This is a genomic window from Winslowiella arboricola, assembly GCF_025527015.1.
In the GTDB taxonomy this organism is placed as follows: Bacteria; Pseudomonadota; Gammaproteobacteria; order Enterobacterales; family Enterobacteriaceae; genus Erwinia; species Erwinia arboricola.
In genome coordinates, this window is sequence record NZ_JAODIM010000043.1 from 1,322,769 (window position 1) to 1,345,695 (window position 22,927).

General features: G+C 51.9%; 17 protein-coding genes. 9 read left to right on the top strand and 8 right to left on the bottom strand.

Translation table 11 applies throughout. From position 1 onward, the window contains the following. Window positions 1–62: 62 nt before the first annotated feature. The 3 genes from focA (at window position 63) to pflA (ending at window position 4,204) form a co-directional block, all read left to right on the top strand. Complete coding sequence (focA, locus tag N5923_RS23810) at window positions 63–926, top strand: formate transporter FocA (protein ID WP_267144279.1); 864 nt, start codon at window positions 63–65, stop codon at window positions 924–926. Between the two features lie 88 nt (window positions 927–1,014). After that, on the top strand, window positions 1,015–3,297 hold the full coding sequence (gene pflB / locus N5923_RS23815) for a formate C-acetyltransferase (RefSeq protein ID WP_267144278.1): 2,283 nt from the start codon (window positions 1,015–1,017) through the stop codon (window positions 3,295–3,297). Between the two features lie 166 nt (window positions 3,298–3,463). Continuing rightward, a complete protein-coding gene (gene pflA / locus N5923_RS23820) occupies window positions 3,464–4,204 on the top strand; it encodes a pyruvate formate lyase 1-activating protein (RefSeq protein WP_267144277.1) in 741 nt (246 codons plus the stop codon). Window positions 4,205–4,241: 37 nt separating this feature from the next. Here pflA and N5923_RS23825 read toward each other — a convergent pair whose 3' ends face one another. Continuing rightward, on the bottom strand, window positions 4,242–5,171 hold the full coding sequence (locus N5923_RS23825) for a LysR family transcriptional regulator (protein ID WP_267144276.1): 930 nt from the start codon (window positions 5,169–5,171) through the stop codon (window positions 4,242–4,244). A gap of 202 nt (window positions 5,172–5,373) precedes the next feature. On the opposite strand from N5923_RS23825, the gene N5923_RS23830 reads away from it, so the two are divergent. The 5 genes from N5923_RS23830 (at window position 5,374) to leuD (ending at window position 11,199) form a co-directional block, all read left to right on the top strand. Beyond that, window positions 5,374–6,537: a mandelate racemase/muconate lactonizing enzyme family protein gene (locus tag N5923_RS23830; RefSeq protein WP_267144275.1), complete on the top strand. Its 1,164-nt coding sequence runs from the start codon at window positions 5,374–5,376 to the stop codon at window positions 6,535–6,537. 82 nt (window positions 6,538–6,619) lie between these two features. Then, window positions 6,620–7,459: a fumarylacetoacetate hydrolase family protein gene (locus tag N5923_RS23835; RefSeq protein WP_267144274.1), complete on the top strand. Its 840-nt coding sequence runs from the start codon at window positions 6,620–6,622 to the stop codon at window positions 7,457–7,459. Between the two features lie 127 nt (window positions 7,460–7,586). Further along, window positions 7,587–8,930, top strand: coding sequence for an MFS transporter (locus N5923_RS23840; protein ID WP_267144273.1), 1,344 nt, complete (start codon window positions 7,587–7,589; stop codon window positions 8,928–8,930). A 236-nt stretch (window positions 8,931–9,166) separates the two neighbouring features. Next, window positions 9,167–10,585: a 3-isopropylmalate dehydratase large subunit gene (gene leuC / locus N5923_RS23845; RefSeq protein WP_267144658.1), complete on the top strand. Its 1,419-nt coding sequence runs from the start codon at window positions 9,167–9,169 to the stop codon at window positions 10,583–10,585. Between the two features lie 2 nt (window positions 10,586–10,587). After that, window positions 10,588–11,199, top strand: coding sequence for a 3-isopropylmalate dehydratase small subunit (gene leuD / locus N5923_RS23850; RefSeq protein ID WP_267144272.1), 612 nt, complete (start codon window positions 10,588–10,590; stop codon window positions 11,197–11,199). Between the two features lie 76 nt (window positions 11,200–11,275). Here the strand turns inward: leuD and N5923_RS23855 are convergent, their stop codons facing one another. From N5923_RS23855 to lrp, 7 genes are all read right to left on the bottom strand, one after another. Next, entirely contained in the window at window positions 11,276–12,181 is a 906-nt protein-coding gene (locus N5923_RS23855; protein WP_267144271.1) for a LysR family transcriptional regulator, read from the bottom strand. 136 nt (window positions 12,182–12,317) lie between these two features. Then, window positions 12,318–13,469 carry an MFS transporter gene (locus N5923_RS23860; protein WP_267144270.1) on the bottom strand — a complete coding sequence of 384 codons (1,152 nt, stop codon included), beginning with the start codon at window positions 13,467–13,469 and terminating at the stop codon, window positions 12,318–12,320. Window positions 13,470–13,911: 442 nt separating this feature from the next. Then, window positions 13,912–15,204 carry a serine--tRNA ligase gene (gene serS, locus N5923_RS23865; protein WP_267144269.1) on the bottom strand — a complete coding sequence of 431 codons (1,293 nt, stop codon included), beginning with the start codon at window positions 15,202–15,204 and terminating at the stop codon, window positions 13,912–13,914. Window positions 15,205–15,307: 103 nt separating this feature from the next. Continuing rightward, window positions 15,308–16,651 (bottom strand): replication-associated recombination protein A, encoded by a 1,344-nt coding sequence (locus N5923_RS23870; protein ID WP_267144268.1) that lies wholly within the window; start codon window positions 16,649–16,651, stop codon window positions 15,308–15,310. Between the two features lie 7 nt (window positions 16,652–16,658). After that, complete coding sequence (gene lolA / locus N5923_RS23875; RefSeq protein ID WP_267144267.1) at window positions 16,659–17,270, bottom strand: outer membrane lipoprotein chaperone LolA; 612 nt, start codon at window positions 17,268–17,270, stop codon at window positions 16,659–16,661. Between the two features lie 130 nt (window positions 17,271–17,400). Further along, window positions 17,401–20,727, bottom strand: coding sequence for a DNA translocase FtsK 4TM domain-containing protein (locus N5923_RS23880; RefSeq protein WP_267144266.1), 3,327 nt, complete (start codon window positions 20,725–20,727; stop codon window positions 17,401–17,403). Between the two features lie 119 nt (window positions 20,728–20,846). Further along, window positions 20,847–21,341: a leucine-responsive transcriptional regulator Lrp gene (lrp, locus tag N5923_RS23885; RefSeq protein ID WP_006118610.1), complete on the bottom strand. Its 495-nt coding sequence runs from the start codon at window positions 21,339–21,341 to the stop codon at window positions 20,847–20,849. Window positions 21,342–21,853: 512 nt separating this feature from the next. Here lrp and trxB point away from each other — a divergent pair. Continuing rightward, window positions 21,854–22,822 (top strand): thioredoxin-disulfide reductase, encoded by a 969-nt coding sequence (trxB, locus tag N5923_RS23890; RefSeq protein ID WP_267144265.1) that lies wholly within the window; start codon window positions 21,854–21,856, stop codon window positions 22,820–22,822. Window positions 22,823–22,927: the final 105 nt, after the last annotated feature.

The following is a 22,927-nucleotide window of genomic DNA, read 5'->3' on the forward strand; positions in this document are numbered from 1 at the left end:
CAATTTGTCCCCTATACTCCTTTGTTAGTATTCAGTTGCTGACAAATTTCAGGAGAACGTTAGTGAAAGCTGACAATCCATTCGATCTATTATTACCGGCCGCGATGGCAAAAGTCGCTGAAGAGGCTGGAGTATATAAAGCAACTAAACATCCTTTAACCACTTTCTTTCTGGCGATCACTGCTGGTGTGTTTATTTCTATCGCCTTTGTCTTCTATATCACCGCCACCACCGGCACCGGCGCAGTACCTTATGGTCTGGCCAAACTGGTGGGCGGGATCTGTTTCTCACTCGGTTTAATGCTGGTTGTGGTCTGCGGCGCTGACCTGTTTACCTCTACCGTATTAATCGTGGTCGCTAAAGCCAGTGGTCGCATCACCTGGGGGCAGCTGGCGCGTAACTGGATAAACGTCTATTTCGGCAACCTGATTGGCGCCCTGTTCTTTGTCGGCCTGATCTGGTTCTCCGGCGAACATATGGTGGCAAATGGCGCATGGGGGCTAAACGTATTACAAACCGCCGACCATAAAATGCACCATAGCTTTATTGAAGCCGTCTGCCTCGGCACCCTGGCGAATCTGATGGTGTGTATGGCGGTGTGGATGAGTTATTCCGGCCGCACCCTGACCGACAAAATGTTAGCAATGGTTCTGCCGGTTGCCATGTTCGTTGCCAGCGGCTTTGAACACAGCATTGCCAATATGTTTATGATCCCGATGGCTATCGTTATCCGTGATTTTGCCTCAGCAGACTTCTGGCAGGCGGCTGGCACTACCGCTGAGCACTTCTCCAGCCTGAGCGTCAGCAACTTTATTGTTGATAACCTGATTCCGGTGACCATCGGCAATATCATCGGTGGCGGCGTAATGGTCGGCTTAACCTATTGGGTAATTTATCTGCGCAGCGGTGACCAGCACCAAAACTAGTTATCGCAGCTGAACACGAATTTAGAGCCGGTCGCGTGTTGACCCGACCGGATCCGCGAAAGAACTCCACAAATAAGGTAGGTATCAAATGACCGAGCTTAATAACAAACTGGCCGCAGGCTGGGAAACCTTCGCCGCAGGCGAATGGCAGAATAGCGTTAACGTCCGCGACTTTATCCAGAAAAACTATACGCCGTATGAAGGCGACGAGTCTTTCCTCGCGGGTGCGACCGACGCGACAACCGCTCTGTGGGACAATGTTCTGGAAGGCATCAAAATTGAAAACCGCACCCATGCGCCGGTTGATTTTGATACCGATCTTGCTTCAACCATTACTTCTCACGATGCCGGTTATATCAATAAAAACCTGGAAAAAATCGTCGGTCTGCAAACTGAAGCGCCACTGAAACGCGCACTGATTCCGTTTGGCGGCATCAAAATGGTGGAAGGCTCCTGTAAAGTGTATGGCCGTGAGCTGGACCCATCACTGAAAAAAGTGTTTACCGAATACCGTAAAACTCATAACCAGGGTGTGTTTGATGTTTATACCCCGGATATCCTGCGTTGCCGTAAATCCGGTGTGCTGACCGGTCTGCCTGATGCCTATGGCCGCGGACGTATTATCGGTGACTACCGCCGTGTTGCCCTGTACGGCATTGACTACCTGATGAAAGATAAGTTTGCGCAGTTCACTTCACTGCAGAGCGATCTGGAAAATGGCGTGAACCTCGAAGCCACTATCCGTCTGCGCGAAGAGATTGCCGATCAGCATCATGCGCTGTCACAGATTAAAGAGATGGCGGCCAAATATGGCTGTGATATCTCCGGTCCGGCAACCAGCGCGCAGGAAGCGGTGCAGTGGACTTACTTCGGCTATCTGGCGGCGGTGAAATCACAGAACGGCGCAGCAATGTCCTTCGGTCGTGTCTCCACCTTCCTCGATATCTATTTCGAACGCGACCTGAAAGCGGGCAAAATCACCGAGCAGGAAGCACAGGAACTGATCGACCACCTGGTGATGAAACTGCGTATGGTACGCTTCCTGCGTACTCCTGAGTACGATGAGCTGTTCTCTGGTGACCCAATCTGGGCAACCGAGTCTCTGGCAGGTATGGGTGTGGATGGTCGTACGCTGGTGTCAAAAAGCAGCTTCCGTTTCCTCAATACCCTGTACACCATGGGCCCGTCACCTGAGCCAAATATGACCATTCTGTGGTCTGAAAAACTGCCACAGAACTTCAAAAAATATGCGGCAAAAGTCTCGATCGATACCTCATCTCTGCAATATGAGAATGATGATCTGATGCGTCCGGACTTCGATAACGATGACTACGCCATTGCCTGCTGCGTCAGCCCAATGCTGGTCGGCAAACAAATGCAGTTCTTCGGTGCCCGTGCAAACCTGGCGAAAACCATGCTGTATGCGATTAACGGTGGCATGGATGAAAAAATGAAAATTCAGGTCGGTCCGAAAGAGGCGCCGATTCTGGATTCAGTACTGGACTTCGACACCGTCCTGAACCGCATGGATCACTTTATGGACTGGCTGGCAAAACAGTATGTGACCGCGCTGAACGTCATCCATTATATGCACGATAAATACAGCTACGAAGCTTCACTGATGGCGCTGCATGACCGTGATGTGTATCGCACCATGGCCTGTGGTATCGCCGGTCTTTCCGTGGCGGCTGACTCACTGTCCGCAATCAAATATGCCAAAGTGAAACCTGTGCGTGATGCCGACGGCCTGGCGATTGATTTCGAAATCGAAGGTGAATACCCGCAGTTCGGTAACAATGACCCACGGGTGGATGACCTGGCCTGTGACCTGGTTGAACGCTTTATGAAGAAAATTCAGAAGCTGCAAACCTACCGCGATGCGGTGCCAACTCAGTCTGTACTGACCATTACCTCAAATGTGGTATATGGTAAGAAAACCGGTAACACCCCGGATGGTCGCCGTGCCGGCGCGCCATTCGGACCTGGTGCTAACCCAATGCATGGCCGTGACCAGAAAGGCGCCGTCGCTTCACTGACTTCAGTGGCGAAACTGCCGTTTGCCTACGCGAAAGATGGTATCTCTTACACCTTCTCTATCGTGCCAAACGCATTAGGTAAAGATGACGACGTGCGTAAAACCAACCTTGCCGGTCTGATGGATGGTTATTTCCATCATGAATCCAGCATCGAAGGCGGTCAGCACCTTAACGTCAACGTAATGAACCGTGAAATGTTGCTGGAAGCGATGGAAGATCCGGAAAAATATCCGCAGCTGACCATCCGTGTATCTGGCTACGCGGTACGTTTCAACTCGCTGACGAAAGAACAGCAGCAGGACGTGATTACACGTACCTTTACTAAATCGCTGTAAGTTAATCTGCACCCGCAAAAGGCTCCGTTGCAGGAGCCTTTTTACCACCAGCCTGCTTTGCCAGCGATCTACACCTAAGGTATCTGGCAAAACAGACTTATCTAACGCAGCAAACAGAGACTGCGTAGCCTGCAAATAGCAGGTTTACCATGGAGAACTCATCGCAATGTCAGCTATCGGACGTATCCACTCTTTCGAGTCCTGCGGAACCGTTGACGGTCCCGGCATCCGTTTTATCACCTTTTTCCAGGGCTGCCTGATGCGCTGCCTCTACTGTCATAACCGCGACACCTGGGACACTCACGGCGGTAAACAGATCACAGTTGAAGAACTGATGGCCGACGTGGTCTCCTACCGTCACTTTATGAACGCTTCCGGCGGTGGCGTGACCGCTTCTGGCGGCGAAGCGATTCTGCAGGCGGAGTTTGTGCGTGACTGGTTCCGCGCCTGCCATGCCGAAGGTATCCACACCTGCCTTGATACTAATGGTTTTGTGCGTCGCTACGACCCGGTGATTGATGAGCTGCTGGATGTCACAGATTTAGTGATGCTGGATCTGAAACAGATGAATGATGATATCCATCAGAATCTGGTTGGCGTCTCGAATCACCGTACGCTGGACTTTGCGCGTTATCTGGCGAAGCGCGGCATCCGCACCTGGATCCGCTATGTGGTAGTGCCCGGCTATTCCGATGATGATGATTCAGCGCATAAACTAGGCGAGTTCACCCGCGAGATGGGCAACGTCGAGAAAATTGAGCTGCTGCCCTACCATGAGCTGGGCAAACATAAATGGATTGCGATGGGCGAAGAGTACAAGCTGGAAGGGGTTAAACCGCCGAAAGCTGACACCATGGATCGGGTCAAACATATTCTCGAAGGCTATGGTCATAAAGTAATGTATTAATTCATGGCGGGCGGGAATTATCCCGCCCCTCAGCGGTTTACCTTAGCTGCCCCGCCACAAAAACCTGCCATAACGCCTCAACAGCCTTAGACATCCTGTTCGCCGGCCGGTACAGACGGATTTCCACCGGGATACTGAGATTCGCCTTTGGATCTGCCGCAACGCAGATTGCCCCGCTTTTAACATCCTCTTCCGCCAGCGTCTGAGGCAGCCACGCGACGCCCTCCCCCGTTCTTACCATCGCCAGCAACGTGGCGGCCAGATCCGAGATAAACGCCACATCCATCCCGCGCTTAACATGATTTATTGCAGCAGTATTCGAGATAATCCTCCCCAGACCAGATTCATTGCTGAATGATAGATAAGGGAATTTCTTTTTATCGCCGACGCGCCACACTGGTAGTCTGCTTTCAGGCGCAACCTTGCTGTAGGGGGTAAGCCAGTCCGTACCCAGCTTCACGCTAAGAAACTTGTTCTGATCCAGCAGCAAATGCATATGGGGATGATAATGACAGAGCAAAAACTGCGCTTCTCCCTGAATAAGGGATCTTTCACAGGCGCGCAGCGTATCCGATAAAAGACGAAATGAACCCATTCTGACGATTTTTTCATGAGTCCTCAGCAGATTAGGGAAAAATGAAAATGAGAGCGCATGGGTAGCCGAAAAAATCACATCCGGCTGCAAATTACCTGAAACATCCATGGTTTCGCTTCTCAGCGAATAGAGCGCCCGGATCAAATCGGGGGCCTGCTGGCTGAAAACTTCCCCGGCCCTTGTCAGATGTACGCCTCGCCGATTTCGCTCAAAAAGCGGCGTGCCAATCCACTCTTCCAGCGAGCGAATTCGCCGGCTGAATGCTGGCTGTGTCACATAACGAGATGCTGATGCCTTCGAGAAACTTAGCGTTTCTGCCAGTGCAACGCAGTCCTCAAGCCAGGTTAGCTCCAGGTGATGCCGATTTTGCATTACAGACAACTCAATTCGCATTAGAAGAGGAAAATTTAAGCGCATATTATGGCATTTAACAAGGCAAGAATCGCTTTGTTACTGAGAACCAACAGGAAATCCGCGTACCAAACGGCATAACTCTTTTTTTTGCATAGCGCCCGACGGATCAGCGGCATGGTTATCTCGGTTCCCTAATGAGAATAATGTTCGGAGTGTAAAAATGCGTATTATTGATGTTGTTGAAATCACCAAACCTATCGCCTCGCCAATTAGAAATGCGTATATCGACTTCAGCAAAATGACCGCCAGCCTGGTGGCCGTCGTCACTGATGTTGAAGTTGAAGGCCGCCGTGTCGTTGGCTACGGCTTTAATTCTAACGGACGCTACGGTCAGGGCGGCCTGATTCGGGAGCGTTTCCGCGATCGTATTTTGCAGGCAGAAGATGGCTCGTTGCTGAATGATAAAGGCGATAACCTCGACCCACATCGTATCTGGAGTGCGATGATGTCAAACGAGAAGCCTGGTGGACACGGTGAACGCTCAGTAGCGGTCGGTACGCTGGATATGGCTATCTGGGACGCCACCGCCAAAATTGCCCGTAAACCGCTGTTCCGCCTGCTGGCTGAGCTAAAAGGCAGGGAAGCGAATCCGCGTGTCTTTGTTTATGCCGCAGGCGGCTATTACTATCCGGGCAAAGATCTGGGGGCGTTGCGCCAGGAAATGCGTGGCTATCTGAATCGCGGTTATAACGTGGTTAAAATGAAGATTGGTGGCGCATCACTGGAGGAAGACCGCCGCCGCATTGAAGCGGTGCTGGATGAAATCGGCAGCGAAGCGCGTCTGGCGGTTGATGCAAATGGCCGCTTTGATCTGGAAACCGGCATTGCCTACGCCAAAATGCTGCGCGACTATCCGCTGTTCTGGTATGAAGAAGTCGGCGATCCTCTGGACTACTCACTTCAGGCTGCTCTCTCTGAATTCTATCCGGGGTCAATGGCCACCGGCGAAAACCTCTTCTCCCATCAGGATGCGCGAAACCTTCTGCGCTATGGCGGCATGCGTCCTGACCGTGATTATCTGCAGTTTGACTGCGCGCTTTCGTATGGTCTGGTTGAGTACCTGCGCACGCTGGATGTGCTGGCACAGTTTGGCTGGTCCCCGTCTCGCTGTGTGCCCCACGGTGGCCACCAGATGTCACTGAATATCGCTGCCGGCCTTGGCCTCGGGGGTAACGAAAGCTACCCGGATCTGTTCCAGCCGTATGGCGGATTCCCTGACTCAGTGAAAGTCGAAGACGGGCACATTATTATGCCTGAATTACCGGGCATTGGTTTCGAAGGCAAATCCGACCTGATTACAGTGATGCGCGAGCTGGCCGAATAAAAACTGATCTGATACCTGTTTGGCATTTTTAACTCATTCCCCTTTTGCCATTATTGCAGGAGGGGGTTCTGGAGCCATTTATATGAAACTGTTAAGTTATATAAAGCCTGACGGCGTTAAAAGCTATGGAATTATCACTGAAAAAGGGATTATCGACCTGCGTAATAAGACCGGGCTGGATACGCCGGACCTTAAGAATTTTATTCGGGTAAAAGGTGTTGCCGCCGCCCGGCAATATTTATCTGCGCCTGTTGATTTTCGCGCGGATGAAATAATTTACTTACCGGTAATTGAAAACCCCGGGAAAATCCTCTGCGTCGGCATGAATTATCAGGCCAAAAGAGAGGAGTTCGGTGCAAGCACCACGGCGCCTACAATATTTATCCGTTTTTCTGACTCTCAGACCGCTCATCTTAATGAGATTGTTAAACCTTCATTTACCGAACAGCTGGATTATGAGGGGGAGCTGGTTCTGATTATCGGTAAAGCAGGTCTTAATATCAGTGCAGAAGACGCCTGTAACCATATTGCGGGTTACTCCTGCTATATGGATGGTTCGGTAAGAGACTGGCAGTATACCTGGTTCACCGCCGGAAAAAACTGGAGCAAAACCGGTGGGTTTGGCCCCTGGCTGGTCACGCCAGATGAAACTGGCGACCCGCAAAACCTGAATATCAAAACCCTGCTAAATGGGGAAATTGTCCAGAATGAAAATACTTCGCAAATGATCCATCCGGTAAGCGAGCTGATTAGCTACATAAGTACCTTTACGCAGTTATCGCCGGGGGATGTCATATTAACCGGTTCACCAGGGGGCGTAGGTCATTCGCGCACGCCGCCACTCTATCTTAAAAAAGGTGATGTTATTGAGGTTGAAATAGAATCCATCGGCCGCTTAACCAACACTGTCGTTGGCGCCTGAACCCTGACCTTCACCTGCAAATAGTCGGTATAAGATAAGATGTTTATAAAAAATAATACCGATAACATTTCCTGTACTTCTGTAATAAACCTACCCTGATAATTAGAGCATCCAGAAGGAAGTTACCATGAGTGAACATCCTGTAAATAGTGAAACAACAATTGGAAAATCACGCTGGACCATTATATTACCCGCCGTTTTTATTATGTACACTATCTCCTTTTTTGATCGTGTCAATATTGGCATGGCATTACCACATATTGTTGCTGAACTGAATTTAACCCCATTAGAAGCTGGCTGGCTTGGCGGAGCATTTGCCTGGGGCTACGTCGTGACGCAATTTACTGCCGGTTTTCTGGCGCTAAGGTTTGGCTCGCGCAGAATTATCGGTATCAGCCTGTTCCTGTTCGGTGGTTGTGCGATGGCAACTGGCCTGGCAAGCAACTTCTATGAGCTGGTGGCGGTGCGCATGTTACTGGGGCTGTCGGAAGGACCCATTCAGGCCGCAACCGCGATGTTTCTGGCACAGTGGTTTATCAAACAAGAACGCGGCCGCGCATTTGGCATCTGGAACCTCAGCCTCGGTGCAGGCGCATTTCTCGCCGGGCCGATCTCCGGCTGGATTCTGGCGCACCACGACTGGCGGATGATGATGATTATCGAGGGCGCGCCCGCCTGGCTATTTTGTCTGCTCTGGTTTGTGATGATCCCTAAAAACCTGGCGTCGGCAAGATGGCTGACAGCAGAACACCGCGGGGTGATCCAGCGCGAACTACAAGCCGAACAGGCAGGCCATATTAAGCAGGCTTCCGATCCCTGGTGGACAATTCTCAAAATCCCTGCCCTGTGGTTAATGCTGACGGGATATTCATTGCACAGTATGCTCGCCTACGGCTTTACGCTCTGGTTGCCTACTGCGCTGAAAAACTACGGCACACTAAGCGAATTCACCGTCGGCGCCATCACTGGCGTGCCATTTCTGATGACCATGGTGGGAATTTGGTATATCACCCGTCGCTCGGATAGATACAATCAGGAGAGACGACTGCATGCGGCCATACCAACCGTGCTGACCGGCATTGCGCTGGCCGCCGCAGCTTTCGTTCCTCTGCACTATTACTACCTGCAGATCGCCCTGTTTATGTTCGTTGGGCTGACCATGAAAATGATGGTGCCGCTGGTTTATGTCCGCTTAACCGAAATCCTGCCAACCAGTAAAGCCGTTCCCGCCGTCGCGTTTGTCGGAGGTTGCAGCAACTTTATCGGCCAGTTTGGCGGCCCGATTATTGCGGGCTATCTCAAACATCTGGGAGGAGGCACAGATATGACGCTGTCATGGGTAGTACTGGGTACATTCTCAATTGTCGGTGGCCTGCTGTTTGCGCTGGCGGTGGGCAAAGGTGAAAGCATCTGGGATATAAAAGCCGCGTTCAAACTGGTCCGGCGCTGCACCCAGCCAGTTGAAGATTAATCTCTGTTAAGCCGTAACGAAAAAAACGACCAGTCCTGATAAGGCCGGTCGTTGTTCCAGCATCCCGCCATAAAACCGAGGTCGATGCCTGAAGTTATTGATTTAATTACGATCAGTCACCATTTTACGCTTTGTAAAAAGTGTTTCTCATCGCCTGACCGCCGCAATGGATAGTCATGATTACCACAATGATTATACTGCTATCAACTTCACCAGTGAGCAATGCAGGTATAAGTATGAGCGCCAGTAGAACACTTTATGATAAGCATATTGATTCCCACACCGTTAAAAAATTCGATAATGAAGGCAATGTTCTTTTATATATTGATCGCTCTATCCTGAATGAATATACCAGCCCCCAGGCATTCAATGGACTGCGGGAAAATAAACGCTCAGTATGGAATCCAAAGTCGATTCTGTTGAATGTGGATCATGTAAACCCTACCCGGCCTGTCCGCGATCAAAATATGACCGATCCGGGAGGATCCTTACAGGTAAACTTTTTCCGTGAAAATAGTCAATATTTCGCCATTGAGCTATTTGATGTGATGGATAAACGCCAGGGTATTGAACATGTTGTTGCCCATGAACAAGGACTGGCAATGCCGGGGATGGTCATCGCGGCCGGTGACAGTCACACCACCACCTATGGCGCGCTGGGGGCTTTGGGTTTCGGTATTGGCACCTCAGAAATTGAGCACCTGCTGGCAACTCAGACGCTGGTATATAAAAAATTAAAGAATATGCGCGTCACTCTGGAAGGCACCCTCGGCCTGGGTGTTGCCTCTAAAGATGTAATTATGGCGTTAATTGCCCGCATTGGCGCAGATGGCGCCACAGGTTACGCCATCGAATTTTGTGGCAGTGTTATCGATAATTTGAGTGTTGAAGCGCGTATGACCATTTGTAATATGGCCGTTGAAGCCGGGGCGCGTGGTGCTTTTATGGCGCCTGATGACAAAGTTTTCGCTTATCTGAAAAATACCCCACGCGCCCCTAAAGGGGAAATGTGGCGAAAGGCAGTTAATAGCTGGCGGCAGTTAAAAACCGATACCGGTGCAAAATTCGATAAAGAAATTTATATCGATTCTTCTGAGCTGGAACCCTATGTGACCTGGGGAATCAGCCCGGACCAGGCTGGACCGATCAATGACTGCATCCCGGACCCGGCGCAAATCAGCGATGAGCAGAAAAAGAAAGCCACCATTACCGCGCTCAGATATATGGATCTGCAACCTGGCACGCCTTTTACTGAAATTAAGATTTCTCACGCTTTTATTGGATCCTGTACCAACAGCCGAATCGAAGATTTGCGTGAAGTTGCCAAAGTGGTTGCCGGCAAGAAAGTCGCTTCCCATGTCAGGGGCATGATTGTTCCTGGCTCTACGCTGGTGAGAGAGAAAGCGGAACAGGAAGGACTCGCGCAAATCTTTATTGATGCAGGATTTGAATGGCGACAATCCGGTTGCTCAATGTGCCTGGCGATGAATGAGGATGTACTTTTACCGGGTGATCGCTGCGCTTCCAGCACTAATCGCAATTTTGCCGGAAGACAAGGCGCCGGTTCCCGTACGCATCTTATGAGCCCGGCAATGGTGGCGGCTTCAGCTGTCGCCGGCCACTTAACCGACGTCAGAGTTTGTACCGGAGTTTAATAATGGAACCTTTTACATCAATTTCAGGCATCGCTGCGCCGATGATGGCGGCAAATATCGACACCGATGTCATTATGCCTAAACAATTCCTGAAGGGCATCGACAGACAGGGACTGGATAAGGGGCTGTTTTATGACTTACGTTTTAACCGTGATGGCAGTGAAAATCCGGAATTTATTCTGAATACACCGCAGTGTCGAGGGGCTAAATTCCTGATTGTCGGTCCGAATTTTGGCTGCGGCTCCAGTCGCGAACACGCCGTGTGGGGGATGAAGCAGCTGGGCATCCGTGCGCTGATTGGCACCTCCTTTGCGGGTATTTTCAATGATAACTGCCTGCGCAATGGCGTATTAACCCTCTGCCTCAATGAGGTTGAGTTAAAAGCTCTCGCTGACAGAGTCTCTGCGGGCGACAGCAATATCATCGCAATTGATCTTGAGAATCAGATTATAAATGCTGCAAATGCCAGCTTTAACTTCAGCGTTGATGATTTAAAAAAGGACATGCTGGTAAATGGACTGGATGCAATTGGATTGACGCTATCATTTAAAGATAAGATCCTTCAGTTTGAAGATAAATACTTCGCTGAAAACCCATGGCAAAAAGTCACTTAGCCATTTTCGCAGATTTTAATATAAACAGGCGGCACATCAACCGTAATAGCCTTATGCAGTCGCACTTCGCGGCTACTTAGAAATGGATATGTCGAAAATATTCGTCCAGAAACTCAACACATTTCCTGGTCTTTATTGAATCGTCTAATTTCTGCGGATAAATCGCCCAGACTGATGCCTGCTGGTAATAATCAGGCAGAATCTGGATTAATTGCCCCGATTCAATATATTTTCTGGCATCCCACTGACTCCTGAATGCAATCCCATGACCATCCAGCGCCCACTGCATAATCACTTCACCATTATTAGACGATAAATCGCCACTCACCCTGATCGTTGCAAACCTATCATCATTTTTCATCTGCCACACACCAAATGGCTCCCCTTTTTCCTGTAGAAACAGGCAGCTGTGTGATGAAAGATCCTCCGGAACGTTGGGGATATCGTTGTTGTCAAAATAATCAGGTGATGCGCAAAGAACTCTTTTATTATCGGCGATGCGCCTGGCATAGTAGCGATCATTAAATGCATCACCCACCATAATTTCAAGATCAACCCCCTCTTTAACCAAATCCAGTTTGATATCAGTTAGAGTGAATTTTATTTTTAACTTAGGGTTACTTTTGGCGAACAGGGATAGTGGGCGGGTAAGGTGATTTTTTCCGAAACCAAAAGAACTGCAGATATGCAGGCTTCCTGTGACGTCATTTTTTACATCCTGAACTTTTTCAATCACCCCTCGCGCGGTTCTTAGCAACTGTTCGGCCTGATGTTTCGTCACCTCACCTGCGGTAGTTAATTTTATGTCACGCGTGTTGCGATAGAAGAGTTTCACTTGCAGGACATCTTCAAGAATGCCAATCCGTTTAGTAATGTAAGCATTCGACAGGCCTAACTCCACCGCAGCGCCGGAAAAACTATTATTTCTAATCACCGTCAAAAAAACATTGAAATCTTCAATCTGCGGCCATTTAGGTTTCATTGTTTTCTCTTATCTCCACGGCTTTTTACCACTGGATAATATAACACCCTTTAGCGGGTTGCTAAGATTTAAACAAAAAACCCACTGTGGTGACAGAGGGTTGATTTCAGTTTACTGCTTTGAAAATCAGGAGGGATCAGGCATGGGCAATTGGCGTGGCGTGCTGATCGGCTTTACGCAACAGCATCACCAGATAGACCAGCGCCACCACCGCAATCATCACAAACAGCAAATTATCGGAGTAGTGCTGCATCAGCAGTGAAGTCATACTCGGACCCGCCAGACTACCTATGGTGTAGCTCAGCAGCAGCGCCTGATTCATCGCCACTAACTCATGATGCGAAACAGTTTCACAGGCCCAGGACATCGCCACCGGATAGAGTGTAAAACCGGCACAGCCCAGCACAAACAGCGCTGGCGCCATGGCCGCATCGCTAAGCATGGCGATGGCACCAACGATCATTACAAACACCTGCACTCGCAACACCAGCAGACGGCCAAAGCGGTCGGCAAGACGTCCGACCGGCCACTGTCCGACAATACCGGCACTCACCAGCAGCGCCATCCAGTAGCCGACCGATGCATCACTCATTCCCTGATGGGAAAGATACAGTGGCATCAGACCATATAATGAGCCCAGCACCACGCCAGAGATAATACAGCCGTGAATACCGAGACGTGCATTACGACGACGCAGCATTGGCCACATATGGCCAGGCGCCGCCTCTTCATCCTCGTCCTGTGCGGTAACTTTGGCAAACACCAGCGGCAGGATCCCGGCCATCACTGTCGCAGTGACCCATGGCAGCACGCTCATCAGCTCGGTAGAAACTTTACTGACCAGCAGTTGCCCGATAACGGTGCCCAGGTAGTAAACCATCATATAGGCGGCCAGCAGCTGCCCACGATTACGCACGGTGCCGCTGCGCATCAGTGCGCTCTCAACCACCACCCAAATCAGCGCGCAGCCCATACCGGCAGCGAAACGTCCGAGGCTCCAGGCGAAAAATCCACTGCTCATCCCCAGCCAGACGGTGGCCAGCGCAAACACCAGCGTCGCCAGATAGTAAGTATAATTAAAGCCGAGACGTTTAATCAGCCAGCCTGCGCCAAGCGTACCCAGCAGATTACCGGTAAAATATGATGAGCTGACCAGCCCCACCTGCCAGGTAGGCAATCGATCGTGCGTTAACCAGAGAGGAACTAAGGTATTGAGCACGGCAATAGAAACCGTCAATAACAATAAGCCGCAGAGCAGCAAAATGACAGGGCGAGACCAGGTGGACATAGGGGCAAGTGCCAAAATAACCGAGAGATTTTGCGCGCATATTGCCATTACCAATTTTAATGTCAACGCGCAAAATTCGACCGCCGCACGATTTGCCAGCGTCCGATTTAATTTTTTTATCTACAACAGCTTAGCGCCGAATGTGCTACGGCTCACAACCTGCTTATCACTATGATTTTAATCATATTTAGAAATATTAACCGCCCGATGATCCATGATTTTTTTTACTGGATATCCGGCGCTAAAAACGAAAAAAAACCGCCGGTGTTTACCGACGGTTTTTGTTGAGACTGATAAAGGATAGCCGAAATAATTCGGGCTGCAGGAAGGCGGCAAGCCCGCGAATCCCCCGGAGCATAGATAACAATGTGACCGGGGTGAGCAGGTGCGGCCAACGCATCTACGGTCTATGCAGGGGCGGCGTTCTCGCCGCCCGCAAGTATCAGCCGATAAATTCCAGCCCGCGCATATAAGGACGCAACACTTCCGGCACCTGAATACGACCATCAGCCTGCTGATAGTTTTCCAGTACCGCAACCAGCGCACGACCAACCGCCAGACCGGAACCGTTCAAAGTATGCACCAGACGGGTTTTCTTCTCAGTTTTGCTGCGGCAGCGTGCTTGCATGCGGCGCGCCTGGAAATCCCACATATTGGAGCAGGATGAGATTTCACGGTAGGTGTTCTGCGCTGGCAACCAGACTTCCAGATCGTAAGTCTTGGTCGCGCCAAAGCCCATATCGCCGCTACACAGCAACACTTTACGGTATGGCAGATTCAGCAGCTGCAACACTTTCTCAGCATGACCTGCCAGTTCTTCCAGTGCCTGCATGGACTCTTCCGGGCGGACAATATGCACCATCTCAACTTTATCGAACTGATGCTGACGGATCAGACCACGGGTATCACGGCCATAAGATCCCGCTTCGGAGCGGAAACATGGCGTATGGGCGGTCAGCTTGATTGGCAGAGATTCCTCTTCCAGAATCTCATCACGCACCAGGTTAGTCAGTGGTACTTCCGAAGTCGGGATCAGCGCATAGCTGCTGCTTTCGGCTTCTTCTTCCAGCGGACGGGTATGGAACAGATCTTCGCCAAACTTCGGCAGCTGACCGGTGCCATACAGAGACGCGTGGTTTACCAGATAAGGCACCACCGTTTCCTGATAGCCATGTTGTTCAGTATGCAGGTCGAGCATAAACTGGCTTAGTGCGCGATGCAGATGGGCAATCTGCCCTTTCATCACTACAAAACGGGAACCGGTCAGCTTAGCGCCCGCCGCAAAATCCAGCCCCTGCGCCAGCTCACCCAGATCAACATGGTCGCGCACCGGGAAATCGAACTGACGCGGTTCACCCCAGCGGCTGATCTCCTGGTTTTCAGTCTCATCTTTACCCAGTGGAACTTCGTCCGCTGGCAGGTTTGGCATGGTCAGCGCGTAATCGCGGATCTGATTTTGCAGTGCATCCAGCTCAGCGCTGGCCGCTGCCAGGCGTTCGCCAAGAACGTTAACTTCCTGACGCAACGGCTCGATATCTTCCCCACGCGCTTTAGCCTGACCGATGGATTTGGATCGGGAGTTACGCTCAGCCTGCAAAGTTTCAGTTTCGACCTGCAAGACTTTGCGACGCTCTTCTAAGGCGCGCAGCCGGTCCACATCCAGGGTAAATCCCCGGCGTGCCAGTTTTTCAGCGACTGCGTCTGGCTCGTTACGCAGCAGATTGGGATCGAGCATGCTTATCCTGTGCTTATAGTGAGTGAGTGAATTATTGGACGGACGCACCCGCAGCTAAGGCGAATGCGTTGAAATCATTACTAACCTTACCGCAACGTCTGAATTAGCGGTAGCGTTTTGTCGGGCTATTTTGATCCTGTTCAGTCAACCAGGCGAGCTTTTCAGCAATTTTGCCTTCAAGACCACGGGAAGTGGGCTGATAATAGCGTGTTTGTGCCATTTGTTGCGGGAAATAGTTCTCACCGGCAGCGTAGGCATTGGCTTCATCATGGGCATAGCGATACCCGGCGCCCAGTCCCATCTCTTTCATCAGTTTGGTCGGGGCGTTACGCAAATGTTCCGGTACATCATAGTCAGGATTCTCGCGCGCATCACGCATCGCAGCCTTAAACGCGTTATAGACCGCATTACTTTTCGGCGCACAGGCCAGATAGACTATCGCCTGCGCAATGGCGCGTTCACCTTCCGCCGGGCCGACGCGGGTAAAGCAGTCCCAGGCGGCAATCGCCACCTGCATGCCACGCGGATCAGCATTGCCGATATCTTCGGAGGCAATCGCCAGCAAACGGCGCGCCACGTACAGCGGGTCACCACCGGCGGTAATAATGCGCGCATACCAGTAGAGCGCCGCATCGGGCGCGGAGCCGCGTACCGATTTATGCAGCGCTGAGATCAAATCGTAATAGCGATCGCCTTTATTGTCGAAACGGGCGCTGCGCTCGCCGGAAACTTCATTCAATAACTGCGGCGTCAGCTCGCGTTTACCCTGGGCGTTGGTTTCGGCCATATCGGCCATCATCTCAAGGGTATTCAGGGCGCGACGCGCATCGCCATTGACCAGTTCAGCGATCATATTGCGGGTGTTATCAGGCAGCACGATATTTTGCTGGCCATAGCCACGCTGATCATCATTCATCGCCTGATCCAGCACCTGCGCAATATCATCGGTGGTCAGCGACTTCAGCAGATAGACGCGTGCACGCGACAGCAGTGCGGAATTAAGCTCAAACGAGGGGTTTTCGGTGGTGGCGCCAATAAAAGTGATAGTGCCGTCTTCAATATGCGGCAGGAAAGCATCCTGCTGGCTTTTATTAAAGCGATGCACCTCATCGACAAACAGAATAGTGCGGCGGCCGGCGTTACGATTCTGACGCGCGCGCTCAATCGCTTCGCGGATCTCTTTCACCCCGGATGTCACGGCTGAAATACGCTCCACATCAGCATTACCGTAGTGACCAATAATTTCCGCCAGCGTGGTTTTACCTGTCCCCGGCGGTCCCCATAAAATCATCGAGTGCAGATGACCGGCCTCAATCGCCCGCGGCAACGGTTTTCCCGCCGCCAGCAGATGTTGCTGACCAATATATTGCGCCAGCGTGGCAGGCCGCATCCGCGCGGCCAGCGGCTGGAACTCGTTATGGGAAAAATCCAGAGACAGATTACTCACTCAGACCTCACTGACGCTGATCGTCAACCGTCACACCCTGAGGCGGTGTAAATGTAAATTTGTCGGCGCTGATCGCCCCATTTTGCTGACTTTTCAGGGTATAGGCGCTGCGCTGGTCGTCCTGCTCAATGGCACTGAACTGATTAATAGTGCCATTCGCTGAAACGTTAATGGTGAACTGCTTCAGATTACCGGCGGCGCTTTTTGGCGTCAGCTCAAAGGTATCGCCCTTCTGCTTAATATTGTACTGCTGCCAGTCGCTGGACTGGTTACGCGCAATCAGCATAAATGGCGTATTGCTGGTGGCATCTTTCAGCCAGCTGGCGCTGACCTGCTCGACAAACGGGTTATAGAACCACAGGGTTTTGCCATCGGAGATCAGCACGCTTTCGTCCGGTGCAGTCATATGCCAGTTAAACAGGTTTGGACGCTGCACCCAAAGTTCACCCTCACCATCCTGTACGGAGGAGCCGGTTGCATCGGTCACTTTCTGGGTAAAGCTGGCATGAAAACTTTTCACTTTATCCAGACGCTGCTGCAAATCACCGGACGCATCAGCCATTGCACCCGCTGAAGTCAGCGCAGTCATCAGGCAGCAAGAGAGTAATAATTTTTTCATTAATCAATTCCGTTATTACGTATCGGGGAAACCATCCGCACGGGCGGCGAGAACGCCGCCCCTACGCAGAACCTGTGTAGGGGAGCCGTCAGCGGCTCCCGGGGATTAGGACAACAAAACCGGCAGTTTATTACATCTCATGCGACGGCGGCGCCAGCACCTCACGGTTACCGTTATGACCAGGCGACGAGACAATGCCCTGCGCTTCCATCTGTTCAATAATACGCGCCGCACGGTTGTAGCCAATGCGGAACTGACGCTGCACACCGGAGATCGAGGCGCGTCGCTTATCGACGATAAACGCCACCGCCTGGTCGAACAGTGGATCCAGCTCTTCATCGCCATCCAGTCCCAGACCGCCACCTTCGCTCTCTTCACCGGCAGTGATGCTGTCGATATATTGCGGACGTCCACGCGCTTTCCAGTCCTGCACTACCGCATGCACCTCTTCATCACGCACAAAGGCGCCATGCACACGGATCGGCACTGAGGAGTTAGGCGCCATATACAGCATGTCACCCATCCCCAGCAGTGATTCCGCACCGGCCTGATCAAGGATAGTGCGCGAGTCGATTTTACTCGATACGGTAAAGGCGATGCGCGTCGGGATATTGGCCTTAATCAGACCAGTAATCACATCCACCGATGGACGCTGGGTAGCCAGCACCAGGTGGATCCCCGCCGCTCGCGCTTTTTGCGCCAGACGCGCAATCAGCTCTTCGACCTTTTTACCCACTGCCATCATCAGATCGGCGAACTCATCGACCATCACCACGATATAAGGCAGTTTTTCCAGCACTGGCGGCGTGGTTTCCATGCTGTCGCCCGGTTTCCAGAACGGATCGGGAATCGGACGGCCCATCGCTGCAGCTTGCTCAATTTTCTCGTTGTAACCAGCCAGATTACGTACGCCAAGCGCCGACATCAGCTTATAGCGACGCTCCATTTCACCCACACTCCAGCGCAGCGCATTGGCCGCATCTTTCATATCGGTAACCACTTCGGTCAGCAGATGCGGAATACCTTCGTATACCGACAGCTCAAGCATTTTCGGGTCGATCATAATAAAGCGCACTTCTTCCGGCGTGGCTTTATACAGCATGCTGATAATCATGGCGTTGACGCCAACCGATTTGCCGGAACCGGTAGTACCAGCCACCAGCAGATGCGGCATCTTACCGAGATCGGCCACCACTGGCTGACCGGCAATATCTTTACCCAGCACGATGGAGAGCGGCGATGGATTATCACGGAACTTAGCGCAGTCCAGCACTTCACGCAGATAGACGGTCTGACGATGCTTGTTTGGCAGTTCCAGACCGACATAAGGTTTACCCGGAATCACTTCCACCACACGTACCGCCACTGCGGACAGTGAACGGGCAAGGTCGCGTGACAGGTTGGAAATACGCGCTGCTTTTACCCCCGGCGCCAGATCCAGCTCGTAGCGGGTAATCACCGGCCCCGGCGAGATACCCACCACTTCCGCTTTTACCCGGTAATCCGCCAGACGGGCTTCCACCAGACGGGCAGTCTGTTCAAGGGCAAACATATCAACCGGCTCTTCTTCTGCTGGCGGTGAAGTCAGCAGATCGAGCGTCGGCAGTGGCGTCAATGGCTTATGCGTCGGCTGCTCATGTCGCATCAGGAACGGGTGGATCAGGCTGTCAGCAGCCGGTGGTTGCGGCCTGACCACAGCGGCGACAGGCTGCACCGCTGGCTGTTGCGGAACAGGCGGGGCCGGTTGTGGCGCTGGCGCGGGCTGATAAGGTGCAGCTTCCGCTTCATGGCTGGCATCGAGCGTAAACAGCGGCTCTGACGGGCCATCATCCACCAGGTCATCCATTGGTGAGAAGTCGAATGCATTGGACGTATCCAGCGTAAAGGTGGACTTTTGCTCTGCTTCCGGCTCATAGCGCTGCTGTTGCTGCTCAGCAAACTGACGCGCCAGCATCGCCTGCTGCAGCGCTTCCTCATCGTCTGGTTCAGCCGCAAATTCCTCGCCATAACGCTGCTGTTGTTGCGTCATAAAGGCTTCGCGTAACTGTGACTCCTGCATCTGCGCCTGTTCATCTTCATCAACCTGCTCAAATGTAGCGGTTGAAGATGGCATCGCCTGCTGCAGATCGTCCTCTTTAGCTTTTTCTTCCGCCATCCGTTGTGATGGCAGCTTAATGCCGTAAGAGGCCAGTTCACGTCGCGTCGGTAATTTAACCGGGTTCGGACGTGGCAGTTCCGGTCCAATCCCCTGCTTCACCTGCGGATTAGTGTCACCGCTGGTGGCGCTAAAGCCCGGCATAAATGGCGCGGCTGTCGCAGCGACAGCCGCTGTTTTGGCTGCAGCGCTCAAGCCGTTACCCTGCGGCGCATTGACCGGGATAGCGCCCGGATCATGCTGCGGCGTGGAGAAATCAAATGGCGAAGAGGCCGACGACGGCGTATCGCGCCAGTTGCCCATATGCGGACCGTCATCGTCATCCTGCTGAACCGGCTGCGATGGCGTCGGGGTCTCTTCCGGCATCTCAAACCGGTATACCGGTGGTGCTTCAGGCTGAGGCGCAGGCGCTGCCGCCGGGCTGACTGCCGCCGGCGGCGTCGCCGGAGAAGTGACTGCCGCAGCGCTACGTTCCGCAGCAACCGCTGTGGCCGCCAGCGCCGCAGTTGTTGCTGCCGCCGCTTTCGCTAATAAGGGATCCTGCTCTTCGTCATCCGTCAGCGCATCACTGAGGTGATTCGGCGCGGTCAACAGCACATCGTCTTCATCATTATCGCGAGGCAGTGCTTTCACTGGCGCGGCGTCATGCTCATCATCATCCTCTTCACGCCACTGATCTTCGTGACGCGAACGGTTGCTGGCAAACGTCAGCACGCCCATCACCGCGCCGCCGATTTTCTCGGCGATAGTTAACCAGGACCAGCCGGTATACAGCGTTAAGCCCGCCGCCCAGAGACACAGCAGGGTTAAAGTGCCGCCTGCGCCATTAAAATATGGCGCCATGGCGTTACTTACCAGGCTGCCAATGACGCCGCCGGAAGCAAAATACCAGATATCGTCAGCGTTAATCGCCGCCAGACCACAGGTAGTAATAATCAGCGCCAGCACGCCAATCAGACGCAGGGCGACCGCAAAGTAGTCGATGTAATCCTGATGATCGCGCTGACGGAAAGTAATCCAGCACAAACCGAGGATCACCGGAGGAATGGCGTATGCCATCACGCCAAAAATGAACAACAGCGTGTCGGCCAGCCACGCACCAACACCGCCGCCGAGATTATGAATCGGCTCGTGCCAGGCGGTCTGTGACCAGCTGGGATCGGAAGGATTGAAGCTCAGCAAAGCCACCATCAAATAGACGGCGAAAAGAGCAACAATGATCAACAGCGCTTCAAGCAGACGACGTCCACTACTTAGCGGCTGCAGGGAAACTTCTTTATCTTCTGTATATTCCTGGCTCAAGAGTACTCTCCAGGTGCCTGTAAAATAAGAAGGCAACAGCGCCGGGCAAGCCCGACGCTGAACCTGTATGAATTCACAGGAGTGTACCGAAATCTATCAGGTTTTGCACCTGCCCTGTGTTACCGCGTTTTAATCACTAAGCGGTTACTTTGTTTCACTTCTTCCATGACCACATAGGTACGCGTATCGTTCACACCAGGCAGTCGCAGCAAGGTTTCACCCAGCAGTTTGCGATAGGCTGACATGTCCGGCACACGCGTTTTCAACAGATAGTCGAAATCGCCAGAAACGAGGTGACACTCTTGAGTTTCCTCAAGTTTTTGCACTGCGGCGTTAAATTGCTCAAACACATCGGGCGCGCCACGATTCAGAGTAATCTCAACGAAAACCAGCAGTGAGGCATCAAGATAATGCGGGTTCAGCTGCGCAGTATAGCCAAGAATAAAACCCTGACGTTCCAGACGGCGAACGCGCTCAAGACACGGCGTTGGTGATAAGCCAACCCGTTTGGAAAGCTCGACGTTAGAAATACGTCCATCCTTCTGCAACTCATTCAGGATATTACGGTCAATTCTGTCGAGATCTTTACCGGGGCGTTTTTTATTGTCTACCATTATTATTGTCTCTCTTAATTCCTTCCCTTTGCCTGCCACACCCTGCACAACATCACTGTGCCAGGGTTGTTCGAAGTGAAGACATCGAGTCTGTTGCCTTTCAGCGCCATCTGTATGACGCATGTTGTCTGTCCACACCATGCGTCATGACCAATGCCAGACTGAGTTTATGCGGCCAAATACTCTCTGCATGGCATTAAACCCTGCTGAGCTGGCCTGAAAACCCTCTGCTTCCTACAATGTTTTCGCAAAAGCACAGCTGATTGTCAAAGTAAAACACACAAAATCAGTACAACATGCCAAAAGGTCAGCTGCGTTACTGTTTTTTAATGGGTATTTTTGCTTTGTTCATCGCCTTTCAACGCTAATTTTGCGGCAAAAAGCAGCGTGACGGTGATCCATTGGTAAAATCTCTTGCACCGATTGCTAACAAAATTGCAGAACGCTTTTTTTGCGGCGTTAAATTCCCTACAATCCCAGCTCATGTTTGCCAGTTAACAAATGAGGGTCTCATGAGCACGGCCAAACACAGTAAATTATTAATTCTGGGCTCTGGTCCGGCAGGTTATACCGCTGCGGTGTATGCGGCGCGCGCTAACCTGAACCCGGTGCTGATTACCGGTCTGGAAAAAGGCGGTCAGCTGACCACCACCACTGACGTTGAAAACTGGCCTGGCGATCCCAGCGAGTTAACCGGTCCGTTGCTGATGGAACGGATGCATGAACACGCGGTGAAGTTCAATACCGAAATTATTTTTGACCATATCCACACGGTCGATCTGCAGACGCGTCCGTTCCGTCTGATTGGCGACAGCGATGAGTACACCGCCGATGCGCTGATTATCGCCACCGGCGCATCAGCACGTTATCTCGGCCTGGAGTCAGAGGAAGCGTTTAAAGGCAAGGGTGTCTCTGCCTGCGCCACTTGTGACGGCTTTTTCTATCGCCAGCAGAAAGTCGCGGTGATCGGCGGCGGTAATACTGCGGTTGAAGAAGCGCTCTATCTGGCGAATATCGCCGCTGAAGTGCACCTGATTCATCGTCGTGACAGCTTCCGTGCTGAAAAGATCCTGATCGATCGGCTGATGGAAAAAGTGCGCAACGGCAATATCGTGCTGCACACTGACCGAACACTGGAAGAAGTGGTTGGTGATCAGATGGGTGTCACCGGCGTGCGCCTGCGCGCTGTTTCTGGTAGCGAAGAGATCGAACAGCTGGATGTTGCCGGTCTGTTTGTCGCCATCGGCCACAGTCCGAACACGGGTATTTTCAACGGTCAGCTGGAGCTGGAAAACGGCTATATCAAAGTGCAGTCCGGCATTCATGGCAACGCTACCCAGACCAGTATTCCGGGTGTATTTGCTGCCGGTGATGTGATGGATCATATTTATCGCCAGGCGATCACCTCTGCCGGTACCGGCTGTATGGCGGCGCTGGACGCAGAACGTTATCTCGACGGCTTAGTTAAAAACGATAAGTAAGTTGTTAAAAAGCTGATCGAATTTTCTTAAGGCGACTGCTCATCAGTCGCCTTTTTTTTCTCCGCCATGTAACATTGCCAGCGACTGATCGTTGGGTCATTCATA